Genomic DNA, 14,674 nt, shown 5'->3' with positions numbered 1-14,674 from the left:
TGTTGCTACTGTTCCTCCTCTATGATTAGGCTAACAAGGGCTGGGGCTAAGGAACATTTTTTCGTTAAAGCCTATTATAGTGCCAGTTTATCAAAGTCAACAACCGTAGGCGTGAAATGTAAACTTTGGAAAACCAATCTTAGAACGAAGGTAGGGGAAAGTTAATATGATTCGGGAAGTTATCAATGCTGAACGAGAATTTTCTATTCGAACCCCAAAGTCAATGGAGAAATACCAGGCTGCTCGACGAGTCATGCCTGGTGGTGACACACGCTCTACTGTTTATTTTAGTCCATATCCAATCACCGTAAGTAATGGGAGTGGACCGGAATTTCAGGACATCGACGGGAATCATTACTTGGATTTTTTGAATAATTACACGGCAACGATTCACGGACATGCACATTCGAAGGTTGTAGAGAAAGTGAATCAGGCTTTGAGCTCAGGGACTTCCTATGCCAGTGTCATTGAGGAACAGATCTCTCTCGCCGAAATATTGTGCGCAAGGGTACCAGGAATCGAGCAGATTCGTTTTTGTAACTCCGGTACTGAAGCGACGATGTTTGCAATACGCGTGGCCCGTGCTTTTACGAATCGGGCTGGGATCATCAAAATGGAGGGGGGCTATCACGGAACTCATGAAACCGCGCAAATAGAGCTATTCAATACGCAGCAGGCTCCCGTCTCGATGGGGATTCCCGTGCGAGTGGCACAGGATGTTTATGCCGTACCATTCAATGATCTCGAGGCGATGGAACAGCTTCTGATTCAACGGGCTAAAGAAATCGCGGCTATTCTGGTGGAACCTGTGATGGGGGCAGCCGGTGTAATTCCTCCACTATCAGGATATTTAGCAGGCCTACGGGAACTGGCTAATAGGTATGACGTCCTCCTGATATTTGACGAAGTGCAGACTTTGCGCTTGAGCACAGGTGGGGCTCAAAGCAAGTATCACGTTACTCCAGATTTGACCGCATTGGGGAAGATTATCGGTGGAGGCTTTCCCGTAGGGGCGTTTGGGGGAAGAGCAGACATTATGTCTCTATTTGATCCAGCGAATTTGAACCATCTTTCACACGGTGGCACATTCAACGGGAACAGGATTACGATGGCCGCAGGGATTACTTCGATGGAGCTACTGGATCAGCAAGCGATTGACCATTTGGAAACATTGGCGAAGAAATTGCAGATGCAGATGCAAGAGGCAATCCATCGACTTTTTGTCCCTGCGTCTGTTACACGCTCCGGCTCACTGCTAAATGTGCATTTTACAGAACAACCGCCAATCAACTACGCGTCTACTCATCGTTCGCGTAAAGACTTCACGCAGTTATTTCATATAGAGTTGCTGAATCGCGGTATCTATACTGCACCAAGAGGGATGTGGAATCTGTCAACAGTTATGACTGATTTCCATATCGACCAGGCTGTGAAGGCATTTTCCGACTCCATGCAAGTAATTGCAAAATGTATTGAATAAAATTCTCTTCAAATTCTTTATCCTACTCTTCGAAAAATGAGCAAGGTTAAGATTTTAGTTTATCTTCCGTATGGTAGTTCTTAAATAAGTGGCTCACTTGATACATGAACCATAGATAAGGGGAAATGAACGGTGAAGAAAATGGAAAAATCCGTAGGTATACTAGTGACTTTACTGCTTTCTACGTTACTTTTGGCGACAGGTTGTGGCCAACCCGGTTCCAATTCCAACGAAGGACCGCAGACAACAAACGGTAATGCAAGCGGACAAGATTCCGCTTCTAGCATTACAAAGGAGGAGGGCGTGCTTACATTCGCTTCTTCCGGTGAGTATCAACCGTTCAGTTATTTTAAAGATGGTCAATTGACTGGGTTTGATATCGAGATTGGAGAAGAGATAGCCAAACGGCTGGGACTGAAAGCAAATGCTGTAACCTCACCGTTCTCTGGCATCATCGCTGGGGTGCAACAAGGTCGGTATGATGCCGCTATCGCCAGCCACGTCATCACCGAAGATCGAAAACAAAAAATCGACTTCTCTGATTCCTACTATCTTTCAGGCGGACAACTGTTCATCCGTCCTGACAGCAATATTACGAAACTGGAAGAGCTAAAAGGGAAAGAGGTGGCGGTTGCTCTCGGAACCACACACGAAAAAATAGCACGTCAATACACCGAGAACATAAAAACCTACGACAGTGACGTTACTGCTCTACGCGCACTGGAGCAAGGGAAACATGACGTGGTCATCACTGACAACATTGTTGGGGAACTTGCCATTAGTCAAAGGGGCCTGAAAATTAGGAAGAGCGGTGCTGCTCTGACAGAGGAACAGCATGGTATTGCAGTTCGAAAGGGTAACACAGAACTATTGAACAAGATTAACGACGCTCTGAAAAGAATGCATGAAGATGGAACTTATGAGAAATTGAGCGAGAAATACTTCAAACGCGACATTAGCAAAAAAGAGTAGGTTATACAATTAGCCATCAGGTTGAATTCTGGAAATCGATACTATCTGCATTCTGATAAAGTTCCGATTCATTGAACAGGAGTGAAGGGTGTCGGATTAGAAAGCCCTATATGGAGCACGTTGAGTTTCGTCTATTTAATGAAAGAGCAACCAGTAATATGTATTGCGATCCTTGGCGTGAGCGAAGGTTTGCTTGGAGAAATGGAGAGTGAAATTTAATAAGTTTTAAACTTGCCAGTCAATGCGAATGCTTGTGTCATTACGTTCATTTGATCGTAAAGGAGAATATTGATGCAAAAAGAGTTCGTTACATCCCAGTTTTCTTTCCATGTAGAGAGCGTTGAATTGCATGGCAAATCCGCCGTTGATGTGGAAAGAGATTGCTGATTTTCTGGCATCTGTAGCAAACTAGGTTCAATTTGCAGCGAATAAAAACGCTTTGATGACGAACGTAAAGTAAATTTACAGACTACAGACGGAGGTAGAGTGAAACCGAATGAAAAACGTAGGATTTCGTATTCATAGACAAATTGAACGTGCCTACTGCTTCCCCGAATCGCTACTGGCCAAAAGTGGTGTGTCAGTGGACGAGTTTACAAGTATGCTGGTGCAGTTCAAGCAGTTGTTGTCACGTATCCATCAAACCAATGAGGAGGCAAAAGCATGACAACCATCCAAAACCGGCAAATCTTGCTGGCAAAGCGTCCGGCAGGAATGCCAACGGAAGAGAATTTTTCGTTCGTGGAAACGGCTGTGCCCAAGCTGCAAGCAGGTCAGCTTTTGGTCAACACGCTCTATCTGTCTGTCGATCCCTATATGCGTGGCCGAATGAACGACCGCAAAACGTACGTCCCTCCTTATGCGCTCAACGAGATGATTACGGGGGGCGTCGTAGGCCAGGTTGAAGAGTCGCTGGCAGAAGGTTTTGTACCAGGTGATATCGTGCTAGGCAACTTTGGCTGGGCACTCTACAATGTGGCAGCCGCTGCCTCCGTGAAAAAAGTAAATCCTGATCTGGCACCGATCAGTACGGCTCTCGGCGTATTGGGTATGCCAGGCTTGACCGCCTATTACGGATTGCTGGATATCGGCCAGCCCAAAGAAGGCGAAACGGTGGTTGTCTCTGGTGCGGCAGGGGCTGTCGGAATGCTTGTCGGTCAAATCGCCAAAATTAAAGGCGCCCGTGCCGTCGGTATCGCAGGCTCGGATGAGAAAATCAATTATCTGGTCGAAGAGCTTGGCTTTGATGCTGCGGTGAACTACAAAAAAGGGGATCTGCGGCAACAGTTGAAAGAGGCGTGCCCGAGTGGAGTGGATATCTATTTCGACAATGTCGGCGGAACGGTTTCCGATGCTGTGCTCAGCCTGATCAACAAAGGCACGCGCATCCCGCTTTGCGGTCGGATCTCCCTGTACAATCTGGAACAGGCTGACATCGGCCCGCGCATCCAAACCCAACTGCTTATCAACAGCGCTCTGATGCAAGGCTTCATCGTCAGCAACTATGCAGAGCAAGCAGAAGAAGGCTTAAACCAGATGGCACAGTGGCTAAAAGAAGGAAAAATCAACTACACCGAAACTATCACCGAGGGCTTTGACAACATCCCCAAAGCATTCCTCGGACTCTTCTGTGGCGAAAACACCGGAAAGCAACTGATCAAAATCGCAGATCCTGCCCGTTAACGGCGGGATTTGCGATTTTCAATTCATTCTCTATCTTTTAACTTTTAACTTTTATCTTTCATTCCCCTCCCCAGAATTAACAGAAAAAAATCAAATACTGATTATGTAATTACCAGGAACTATTTAGTAATTTTGCATCTCTATAGTAACAATAGTGAGGGAAGACTCAGTAAACAAAGGACGCTTATAAAAAAGAAATCGCGGGTTCCATATTTAACTACCTATCCATACTAGTAGGGCTACGCTCAATAGACCTGCCCACCCAGGATGCCTTCCCTTCGTACCGATTAAGACCAACACGGAGCCCTCGAGCATAGAGGCAGCAACCGTATTTTCAAGTACCGTGTATGTCCCACCGAGAGATGAATGTCGCGCAAGCCATAGCAGGAGGAAAGTCATTTCCCACCCAAACACAGTAAGTGCATGCCAGGTGGCCCACAGAATACGCACGTTAGATTCTCTTAAAATACTTCCACCATCAGTCGGTATGAAGCCGTTACGCCTCTACTTGCGGAATAGTAAGACCTCACCCAGTACAGTATGGATAAGCCCAACTACAAAGGCAATGATTGAAGCACTAAAGAAGTACCAGTTCTTCTTTAAGTCCCCGCATTAGCAAACAGATCGTGGGGTACACACCCGTCATCACGATTCAAACGCAGGGTGTCCAATCTCTTAAACTGAAGTATATCGATTTCCTCGTACCGGGCATCGTCGCCATGATGAAAATGAATAACAATTTGAACGGCGTTGCTGGCCAAATCGCATCTTGGCGTGAGCGGGGTATCCTTCGACGTCTTCAGAGTACGCCTCTCCACTCTAGGACCTTCATTGCAGCGCAAATCACGGCCACACTACTGTTAAACGGCGTGCAGGCGATTATCGCGCTTTTAATCGCCAGCTTGATTTTCGGAACGCAGGTGAACGGTTCGTGGACGCTTCTGTTAATGTTCGTCGTACTCGGAACACTGACGTTCATGTCGATCGGCTTTATCATTGCCGCGCTCACAAAAACACCGGAAAGCGCAGGCCCGATCGCAGGCTTCGTCTCCTTCCCAATGCTTTTTCTTGGCGGTGTCTTCTTTCCAATCAAGAACATGCCTGACTGGCTACAGCCCGTCGTCAATTTGCTACCGATTTCGCATTTGTCCACAGTACTGCGCCAAATCATGAATGTCGGAGACTCGCTTGCCGACGTTTGGCGTGAAGCTGCATTGCTCGGTGGCTGGATGCTTGTAGCCTTCCTTATCGCGAGCCTAACATTCAAATGGGAGTAACGAAAAATTTTGTTTTTCCCAAAATACTGTACGGAGTATTCGTGTAGTAGATCTGAATTAGACTAACGGGGATCGATAGCTTAGTAAAAACATCAGAGGCTGCCGGAGATGATCCGGCAGCCTCGCCTCGTTAAGCTATTCGGCAGGATAATTCAATAAGACATTGTTAGTTACTGGCACTATAAGTTGGAATTTTCTCTCGAAATAGGAGAGTTTTTTTGCTGTGCCTATTTCCGGATATTCATTTTCGTATAAATACTTAGTTAGTAAAATTTTTCAAGTCCAAGACATTATTTTCATTTAACACAAAGAGTAAAGTGCGTTTTAATTTTTCTTAATTTAAGAAAATTCGAAATTATCCTTGATAGGCGGAAATGCTTTATGATTTAATAGGCGTAAGCAAAAAACTAAAATGAAAATGTGTTTCCATCTAGTGAAAACAACTTTGGCTAATCGGACAAAACTGATCTAGCGATGGACAACGGTTCTGTGTTTCATCCAAAAACTTGAGGAAAGGGGGAAATGGAACAACATTACATAAAACCAGAAAGAATGAAGCGTTATTTCTGACAGAATTTGTAGGAAAGATCGAGAAGGGGGCTCTAATGAAAAAAACGGTAGGGTTTTACAAGAGGTTTTTTCTTTTAACAAGCGTCACTCTCATGCTTGTTATGGCAGGATGTGGACAGTCGACTCAACCTGTTGGCGACCAGTCCGGTACTCAAACCGGAACACAAACCAGTAATCAGACAGCATCTCAGGAGAATTCCCAACCAAAGCAAGGGGGGAGACTCATAGTCGGTACGGGCGCTGATTTGACAAAACTGGATTTACATACTTCCACAGTTTTGTCGGATCGCATTCCACTTTTGCATGTACAGGAAATGCTGGTGACGATTGATGAAAATATGAAAGTGATTCCGATGCTGGCCAAAGAGTGGAAAGAGGCTCAGGATGGAAAAACAGTAACCTTTAGCCTGCGTAGAGGTGTAATGTTCCACAACGGAAAAGAGCTGAAGGCGGGAGACGTGAAATATTCGCTTGAGAGGTTCATGAAAGAAGCTCCTCGTAAGGGTGAATTTTCCATGGTTCAATCGATTGAGACTCCCGACGATTATACGGTTGTGTTTCATCTAAACGGCTCATCCAATGTATTTATAGGATCGCTAGTGAATCCGTTTAACCCGGCTGTCATCATTCCAATAGGTTTGGCGGATGATCAAGGGGGCAAAATCACCAATCCGATCGGGACCGGTCCGTTTCAATTCGTCAAATGGGAGCAGGGAAAACAGTTGGTGTTAAAGCGCTTTGATGGATACAAGGCTGCGGAAGGAACCGCTTCCGGTTTTGGAGGCGAAAAGAAGGCTTATGTGGACGAAGTCGTCTTCAAAACTATCTCCGATCCGACCGTTCGCATGACGGCACTGGAAACAGGCGAAATTGATCTGGCTCTCGATGTTCTTCCGAAGGATGTGAAGTATCTAGAAGGCAAAAACAATCTTGTCGTTGCCAAAAAGCCTTCCTTGAGCTGGGGAATGCTGCAGTTCGGGATGAAAAAGCCTCCGTTTGATAATCCGAAAATACGTGAAGCGGTTGCATATGCGATCAACAAGCAGGAAATCGTCGATGTAGCGACCTGGGGGTTGGGTGAAGTGGCGCCGTCACCGGTATTCCCCAATACCGAGTGGTTTTCTGAGACGCACGCCAACGATTACAAGCAGGATATCGAAAAGGCCAAGATGCTTGTAAAGGAAGCGGGCTACAAGGGTGAACCAATCAAAATTGCGACAAGCAAAGCTTACGATCATCATGAAAAAACGGCGATGGTACTCCAAAAACAATTAAAAGAGATCGGATTGAATGTTGAAGTTGAATCATTTGAATGGGCATCGTTCATCTCCGGACCGTGGACCACAGGGGATTATCACTTGTTGAACGGGCATATTAGTCCACGCCCCGATCCAAATCAAATCTACTATTCCTATTTGCATAGCAGCTCGAGCTACAATGGTTACAAGAATCCTGAAATGGATCGATTGCTCGATCAGGGAATTTCGACCATAGATACACCAAAACGAAAAGAGGTATATAACCAAGTACAAGAACTTCTCCACAAAGATTTATCTTTCATGTCCCTCTACTATTATCCCGTCATCGAAGGGTATCAATCACGTGTCAAAGGGTACACAGCATGGAGTGCAGGGTACCCCAGACTATGGAATGTATGGCTAGAACGATAGAAAGGTTTGGGGGCATAGCTCCAGTAGTGCCACAGGTTATACACCATAGATGGAAGGAGGAGCTGACAGCTTTCTGTTAGCAAAAGCGTAATGGCCGCATATGTGTTGAGAAGATTGTTAGCGCTGATTCCTGTTTTATTCGTAGTTTCTGTAACTGTATTTATTCTGATTCATCTCATTCCAGGGGACCCTGCTGCAGTTATGCTGGGTTCCCAGGCAACTCCCGAGCAACTGTTGCAACTGCAGCAGAAGTTGGGCCTGAACGAACCGCTTCCCTCTCAGTTTTATCATTGGATCACCAATGTGCTACAGGGGAATATGGGACAGTCGCTTGTTTCCGACAAAGACGTAAACACACTGATTGCCGAAAGGATGCCAGCTACGTTGGCGTTGACGCTGTATTCACTGGTTGTTTCATTGCTGCTAGCAATTCCGCTGGGTATCATCGCCGCTGTGAAACACAGTAGTTCATGGGACTATTCAGCCATGATCATCGCACTGATCGGCATTTCCATTCCGAATTTTTGGGCGGCGCTAATCCTGATCATCGTTTTTGCCCTGCATCTCGGTTGGTTTCCAGCTACGGGGTACGTGGAGTTTACCGAAAATGTGTGGTTACATCTCAAACATCTGACACTGCCAGCGATTTCGCTTGGATTTATTCAGGCAGGGGTCGTAACGCGAATGACGCGTTCTAGCATGTTGGAGGTGCTCCGGCAGGATTATATCCGTACCATCCGGGCTAAAGGCGGTTCGGAACCTGTTATCATCCTTAAGCATGCTCTGAAAAATGCTATGATCCCGATCCTTACGATCGTCGGGCTAAATTTTGGATTGTTGCTTGGTGGGACAGTTGTGGTAGAGACGATATTCAGCATCCCCGGTATAGGCAGTCTTGTGGTTAATTCCGTGTTCAACCGGGACTATCCGGTGATCCAGGGAGTTATTCTCTACATCGCCTTCATCTATGTCATCATTAATTTGGCGGTTGATTTGTTGTATGCCTATTTCGACCCGAAAATTGATTACAGCAAAGGGTGAATCGAGTGAGTTTTCAGAAGTCAATACGAAAATTTTCGCGGCGAAAAACTGCTGCTGCCGGATTGGTCATTGTTTTTGCGGTTGTCCTCCTCTCGCTAGCGGCGCCGATTCTTGCTCCATATGACCCGATTAACGATACCGATTATTCAAGCAGAGTCGCCTCGCCAAGCAGCGATCACTTCTTCGGAACGGACGAATATGGCCGGGATATTTTCAGCCGAATCCTGTACGGCGCTAGAGTATCGATTGTGATCGCAACAGGGGCTATCCTGGTGTCGTCTGCCATCGGTACAATGCTGGGACTGATCGCTGGATTCTATGGAGGTATAACAGACGGTGTTCTGATGCGCATTGTTGACGGAATAATGTCGTTTCCGCCGATTCTCTTCGCGATTGGATTGATGTCCGCTTTGGGCTCTAACCCCACCAATATCATTATTGCGTTAGCTGTAATATATACGCCTCTGTTTGCTCGTTTGATCCGGGGCTGTGTTTTATCGATCAAGGAAAAAGATTATATCGATGCGGTGAAGGTAATGGGCGGTTCCGATTTGAGGCTGATGATCAAGCACATCCTTCCTAACTGCCTGTCACCGTTATTGATCCAATTTACGACCTACTTTGCCTACGCCATTTTGGCGGAAGCAGCGTTAAGTTTCATCGGGCTTGGAGTACCACAGCCTGAACCTAGTTTGGGCAATATTTTGTATGATGGCAGGCAATATATGAGAGAGGCTCCATGGATTTCAATTTTTCCTGGGATGGCCATAGCCTTTACCGTACTCGGGCTAAACCTGCTAGGAGACGGACTGAGAGATTATTTAGACCCACGCATGAAATAGCAGACGAAGAAAGGATGAGACGAAAATGATCGTAGAAAAATATCTCTTTGCCGAAATGACATGGCCGGAAGTAAAACAGGTTGTCAAGGAAAAACGGGTAGCGGTAGTCCCAGTCGCCATGATTGAAGAACATGGTTATCACCTGCCGGTTGATACGGATTTGGTTCTCGCCAATGAAGTGTGCGTAAGAGCGGGCGCCAAAATTCCTACGGAGATGGTGGTGATCCCACCAATCAATCATGGTTATGCTCCACATCAGATGGATTTCCCCGGAGTGATCTCCATTAGCAGCGAAACATTTATCAACTATGTAGTCGATGTGTGCAAAAGTCTCGCTCATCAGGGATTCGAACGTATTTTATTATTGAATGGACATGGCAGTAATGTATCGCTTCTGCAAGTCGCCGCCCGTCTGACCAACCTGGCCTATCCCAACGGGCTCTGTGCATCAGTATCCCATTGGGATTTTCAGCAGGTGATCGAATGTGCCGAACAGGTGAGGGAGTCGGAAAATCCCGGTGGTATGAATCACGCATGCGAACTAGAGACATCGATGTACCTGGCTATTCGTGAAGACTTGGTTCAGATGGATAAAGCGGTTCGGGACATGGATAAATATGATCACGCAAAATATTTCTGGCTCGATATAGTGGGACGGGGAGAAGGGCGGCCAGTTGTCACTATGCCATACTGGAGCTCCATTTCCGAGACAGGCACCCTAGGCGATCCGACTAAATCAACAAAGGATAAAGGGGAAGCGCTTTTTGACGCCGCAGTGGACGGTCTGGTTGAGTTCGTAAAAATTTTCAAACAACGTAAGGTCCATCCGAGAGTGAACCATCATCTGTAAAGGGAGACGGACAGATGTCAGAAAAACTGTTGCAGATAAACCAATTGCGGGTTTCGTTTGATACGGAAGAGGGTACCGTTGATGTCGTGAACGGAATCAATTTGACTGTTTATAAGGGGGAGACTTTGGGAATCGTTGGGGAGAGCGGCTGTGGAAAAAGCGTTACATCGCTTGCGATCATGGGGTTGATTCCATCTCCTCCCGGTCAAGTAACCGGCGGCGAGATTTGGTTCAATGGAAAAAACCTGGTGCAAGAGAAGCAACACAACCTGCGTGCCATCAGAGGGAAGGATATCTCGATGATATTTCAAGAACCGATGAGTTCATTGGACCCTGCATTTACAATAGGCAGTCAAATTGATGAAGTGATTACCTTTCATGAAAAGAAATCCCCTGCCGAAGTAAAGCGGTACTCGATAGAGCTTCTGAAGATGGTAGGCATTCCGAACCCAGAACAGCGGTATTACGAATATCCACATCAGTTATCGGGTGGGATGAGGCAACGGGTGGTGATAGCGATGGCGGTTGCCTGTAATCCACAGCTCTTGATTGCGGATGAACCGACGACTGCACTGGATGTAACGGTACAAGCCCAAATTCTCGATTTGATGAACGAATTACGAAAAAGGTTGAACACTTCCATTATCATGATAACTCACGATCTAGGTGTAGTTGCCGAAATGTGCGACCGTGTTGGGGTTATGTATGCGGGGGAAATTGTGGAAGAAGCAGTGACGGAGGCGATCTTTGATAAGCCGGCACATCCATATACAGAAGGATTGCTGAACTCCATTCCCAAACTGCTTGGCCCGAAAACAAGGCTACAATCCATCGAGGGCAATGTGCCTTCTCCTGGTGAGATGCCAAACGGTTGCCAGTTTCATCCCCGCTGTTCGTATGCAACCGAAAAGTGTCGTGAAATGAAGCCCATTTTGGAAGAGATCGTCCCGGGACATAAGGTGAGATGTTGGCATAGCCAAAACGTCTTTGAAAAGAAGAGAGGTGATGAACAGTGACTCAAAGCCCATTACTTGAAGTTCGAAGTATCAAAAAGCATTTTCCCATCAAAAAGGGGCTGTTGATGAAACAAGCGGGAAGCATCAAAGCAGTAGATGGGGTCGATCTCGACGTAATGCAGCAAGAAACGTTAGGGTTAGTCGGGGAGAGTGGCTGTGGAAAAAGCACCCTTGGCAAAATGATCGTTCAACTGCTTGCTCCCACTGAAGGAGAAATACGCTTTGAAGGAACCAATCTTGCAACGCTCTCCCATCAAACCACTGTAAGAAAAAACATTCAAATGATTTTTCAGGACCCCTATTCGTCGCTTAATCCGCGGCAGAAAATCGGAGATATCTTGACGGAGCCGTTTCGCATCCATCAGATGGATTCGCACGAAAGCAAGGAACGGATGCTTTATCTGCTGGATAAGGTAGGTCTGAATCCTGGGCACGCTAATCGTTATCCGCATGAGTTCAGTGGCGGACAGCGTCAGCGGATTGGTATCGCTCGAGCGCTAGCGTTGAAACCGAAGATGGTGGTGTGTGATGAACCGGTTGCAGCACTGGATGTGTCTATCCAATCTCAAATTGTCAATCTGCTGGAAGACCTTCAGGCGGAGTTCCAGATGTCTTATCTGTTCATTGCCCATGATCTGGCTGTCGTTAGACATATCAGCCACCGAATTGGGGTCATGTATCTAGGCAGTATCGTTGAATTGGCGGAAGCGGAAGAGCTTTTTTCCAATCCACAGCATCCTTATACCAAAGTTCTGCTATCCTCCATTCCCGTACAGCATCCCAGAATGAAACGAACACCGTTGATTTTAAAAGGGGACCTGCCTAATCCGACCAATCCACCGAGTGGGTGTAAGTTCCATACCCGCTGCCCTTATGCGGAAGCGAAATGCGGCAAAGAAACACCAGCGTTGAAAGGATCTGCGTTTCATCAAGTCGCATGCCATTTAGTCTCTTCTTGACTCATTTCACAAGGTGGATATGTCCTTTGCCTGTCTTTGAAAAGGAAGAGGCTGCCTCTTCTTTTTCTTGTAAATCAGTGCAATATCATTCATCATTATTAAGTAAGAAATCATTTTCAAACGATTGAAAACGGATAAGGGAGTCAGTTATGTATGGAAGAATCGCAGAAAGTTAGAGCAGTGGACAGGGCATTGGATATTATCGAAGTATTCACCTTTAAAGAACCCGAATTGTTGCTTGTCGAGATTGCAGAAAGGACGGGGTTGGCGTTGGCAACCGTCCATCGCTCCATTCAAACGATGATCAAACGCGGGTACATTGAGCAGGACCCCATTTCTGGTAAGTTTAGACTGGGGATGCAGTTCGTCAAAATCGGGGGTATTGTGATCCAACGAATTGATCTGACACGAATTGCAACTCCTTTTTTACAGGAACTGTCGAAGAGAACGGAACAGAACGTCAATATGAGTATTTACGACAAAGGTGAAGCCTTGTGCCTGGTGAATATCGAATCCTTTCACAATTTCCAGTATGGGATTAAAGTGGGCCAGAGGTTGCCCATCTATGCTGGTGCCTTGTCCAAATTAATCATGGCGAACCTGCCTCCGCAGGAACTGACGACGGTATTATCCAGAAAGCTAGAGCAGTTTACCCCGTATACCATCTCGCAGGAAGTAAAACTAAGAGCAGAGTTGGAGGAGATTCGGGCCAGAGGATATGCGAGATCTGAAGGAGAGCTGGCAATGGGGGCAGCAGCTTTGGCAGCACCTGTCTACAACTATGAAAATAGAATGGTTGCCGGTATCTCCATTTCAGGGCCAGAGCATTTTTACGGTAGGGAGAATGTAAACGAATATTTACGTGAATTGCTGAAGATGGCCGAAATTATCTCTATCGAACTTGGCTTTAATAAAGTGAATAATGCGTCTGAGCCGAACACTCCGTAAGTACTGTATGTACATTGCGGAGTACTTTTTTGTATTGAAAAGGGAAGGGAATATGAGAAAAGGCCTAACCTGAGAGAGGAGAGCTCCCAGGAAAGGCCGTTCCATCCGTTCTGCGTTTTGCGCTCGAACAACCAACAATCACATTACAACCAAAAGGAGTATCAATTTGGAGAGAATTGATCTCCTTACATTCAATATAATAGAGCTGCTTACAACCGCCAAATTAAAACAGAGTATGTTGGTATAAACCGGGAAAAAGGAATCGTCTTGTACGACATTGCGCGGAAAATGAAGCCAGGGAAAACTCCCTGGCTATTTATTTTTGAAAAACTGGATTTAGGTCATAAAACCACTCTCTCACCTAAGAGACAGCCCTCTCTGCTGCCGAGCAAGAGAAACTTTGAGAAATCAAGGGTTTTTTGTGTTTTCGGGACATGTAGCTGAGATAGAAGGTTTGAATAACCAATTGAAGACGCCAAAAGTTTGAGGCGGTGAGGTTTCTTTTGTACATAAAAAAAGCTGCCAGTGTTTTCCTTTTTGATGGAGATGCGTGAAAAGAAAACTAGTGGGAATTAAGGGAAATAGCCGTAGAGCGGTTCATATCTAAGACGTCACCGTGTTCATTGGTGATTGCCATGCTTTCAAAACAGGTATTCCAGACCTGTCTCAGACTAAAAAAATCTAATTTAGGAACAAGTAGCCATTCAATGATGGAAAACAATTTTCGTTAGTAAGAAGATGAAAAGTGTAATTGAAATATAATTCCGATTATTTCCTTTGTTTTATCGAAAAGGGTATGAAAATTCAAGGGATGCTCGAATGAATTAGGAATGTTCAGCAAAATAATATTCGAAATTTTTTTTGCTTTGATGAAAATTTTTCGCTATTTTTGAGAGAAAACCCTTGATATAAAGCGCTTTCACGGTTGGTATCATTGTTGCAATGGTAGGTATGCATAACTCGATAAAGGAGGAGAAACAAGTAACTCTGGATTTTCGAAACATTAAGGTAATCGAAGTCCATGCACATCCGTATCTGGCATAGGCAAACCAACATGTACAAGCAAATTACGGTACAGCGTCTCGCCAAGTATTTCTCCAGTGCTCCGATCATGGAAGAAGTGGTTGCCCATCGCAACAGTTTCGTGCAATACGCCAAACAGTATAAGTAGGGATTGTTCCACGATGCCAATGATGGTGATCAAGGTAGGATAAATCTGGCTGTCCCTGGCATGATCTTTATTTTCATCTGCATGAAGTGTATAAAGAAAAATCGGTATAGATGGATTTGGAGTAGGGTATCGATAAACGTTCGGGAGAATTTGACCAATCGTTTCCCAATTCGACAATCATTTAGATCAGAGACA

At 45.6% G+C, this 14,674-nt stretch carries 11 protein-coding genes and 1 pseudogene; all 12 read left to right on the top strand.

Annotation, left to right across the window (positions count from 1 at the left end; translation table 11 throughout):
* The first annotated feature begins 166 nt into the window (after positions 1-166).
* The 12 genes and pseudogenes from AN963_RS10060 (at position 167) to AN963_RS31145 (ending at position 14,479) form a co-directional block, all read left to right on the top strand.
* On the top strand, positions 167-1,480 hold the full coding sequence (locus AN963_RS10060; RefSeq protein ID WP_055744331.1) for an aspartate aminotransferase family protein: 1,314 nt from the start codon (positions 167-169) through the stop codon (positions 1,478-1,480).
* Between the two features lie 141 nt (positions 1,481-1,621).
* Positions 1,622-2,452, top strand: a complete 831-nt coding sequence (locus tag AN963_RS10055; protein WP_055744533.1) for a transporter substrate-binding domain-containing protein — start codon at positions 1,622-1,624, stop codon at positions 2,450-2,452.
* A 663-nt stretch (positions 2,453-3,115) separates the two neighbouring features.
* Positions 3,116-4,135, top strand: coding sequence for an NADP-dependent oxidoreductase (locus tag AN963_RS10050; protein WP_055744330.1), 1,020 nt, complete (start codon positions 3,116-3,118; stop codon positions 4,133-4,135).
* A 611-nt stretch (positions 4,136-4,746) separates the two neighbouring features.
* Positions 4,747-5,412: pseudogene (locus AN963_RS10040) on the top strand (ABC transporter permease); the annotation flags it as partial.
* Between the two features lie 605 nt (positions 5,413-6,017).
* Positions 6,018-7,652, top strand: coding sequence for an ABC transporter substrate-binding protein (locus AN963_RS10035; protein WP_055744329.1), 1,635 nt, complete (start codon positions 6,018-6,020; stop codon positions 7,650-7,652).
* A gap of 90 nt (positions 7,653-7,742) precedes the next feature.
* Positions 7,743-8,693, top strand: a complete 951-nt coding sequence (locus AN963_RS10030) for an ABC transporter permease (protein WP_055744328.1) — start codon at positions 7,743-7,745, stop codon at positions 8,691-8,693.
* A gap of 5 nt (positions 8,694-8,698) precedes the next feature.
* The gene (locus AN963_RS10025; protein ID WP_152985627.1) at positions 8,699-9,535 is read left to right on the top strand and encodes an ABC transporter permease; all 837 of its coding nucleotides are present in this window, start codon (positions 8,699-8,701) and stop codon (positions 9,533-9,535) included.
* Positions 9,536-9,560: 25 nt separating this feature from the next.
* Positions 9,561-10,385 carry a creatininase family protein gene (locus AN963_RS10020; RefSeq protein WP_055744326.1) on the top strand — a complete coding sequence of 275 codons (825 nt, stop codon included), beginning with the start codon at positions 9,561-9,563 and terminating at the stop codon, positions 10,383-10,385.
* Positions 10,386-10,399: 14 nt separating this feature from the next.
* Positions 10,400-11,401, top strand: coding sequence for an ABC transporter ATP-binding protein (locus AN963_RS10015; RefSeq protein ID WP_055744325.1), 1,002 nt, complete (start codon positions 10,400-10,402; stop codon positions 11,399-11,401).
* Entirely contained in the window at positions 11,398-12,360 is a 963-nt protein-coding gene (locus tag AN963_RS10010; RefSeq protein WP_055744324.1) for an ABC transporter ATP-binding protein, read from the top strand. The genes AN963_RS10015 and AN963_RS10010 overlap by 4 nt, the downstream gene beginning before the upstream one ends.
* Before the next feature lie 153 nt (positions 12,361-12,513).
* A complete protein-coding gene (locus AN963_RS10005; protein ID WP_055744323.1) occupies positions 12,514-13,308 on the top strand; it encodes an IclR family transcriptional regulator in 795 nt (264 codons plus the stop codon).
* A gap of 1,021 nt (positions 13,309-14,329) precedes the next feature.
* On the top strand, positions 14,330-14,479 hold the full coding sequence (locus AN963_RS31145) for a hypothetical protein (RefSeq protein ID WP_161827265.1): 150 nt from the start codon (positions 14,330-14,332) through the stop codon (positions 14,477-14,479).
* Positions 14,480-14,674: the final 195 nt, after the last annotated feature.

Source organism: Brevibacillus choshinensis, from assembly GCF_001420695.1.
In the GTDB taxonomy this organism is placed as follows: domain Bacteria; phylum Bacillota; class Bacilli; order Brevibacillales; family Brevibacillaceae; genus Brevibacillus; species Brevibacillus choshinensis.
This window is presented reverse-complemented; position numbering and strand designations above follow the sequence as displayed.

Excerpts from the sequence above, each read along its gene's own strand:
- AN963_RS31145 (WP_161827265.1), top strand. The coding sequence starts at position 14,330 with ATGCACATCCGTATCTGGCATAGGCAAACCAACATGTACAAGCAAATT.
- AN963_RS10035 (WP_055744329.1), top strand. The coding sequence starts at position 6,018 with ATGAAAAAAACGGTAGGGTTTTACAAGAGGTTTTTTCTTTTAACAAGC.
- AN963_RS10030 (WP_055744328.1), top strand. The coding sequence starts at position 7,743 with ATGGCCGCATATGTGTTGAGAAGATTGTTAGCGCTGATTCCTGTTTTA.
- AN963_RS10060 (WP_055744331.1), top strand. The coding sequence starts at position 167 with ATGATTCGGGAAGTTATCAATGCTGAACGAGAATTTTCTATTCGAACC.
- AN963_RS10005 (WP_055744323.1), top strand. The coding sequence starts at position 12,514 with ATGGAAGAATCGCAGAAAGTTAGAGCAGTGGACAGGGCATTGGATATT.
- AN963_RS10020 (WP_055744326.1), top strand. The coding sequence starts at position 9,561 with ATGATCGTAGAAAAATATCTCTTTGCCGAAATGACATGGCCGGAAGTA.
- AN963_RS10050 (WP_055744330.1), top strand. The coding sequence starts at position 3,116 with ATGACAACCATCCAAAACCGGCAAATCTTGCTGGCAAAGCGTCCGGCA.
- AN963_RS10055 (WP_055744533.1), top strand. The coding sequence starts at position 1,622 with ATGGAAAAATCCGTAGGTATACTAGTGACTTTACTGCTTTCTACGTTA.
- AN963_RS10015 (WP_055744325.1), top strand. The coding sequence starts at position 10,400 with ATGTCAGAAAAACTGTTGCAGATAAACCAATTGCGGGTTTCGTTTGAT.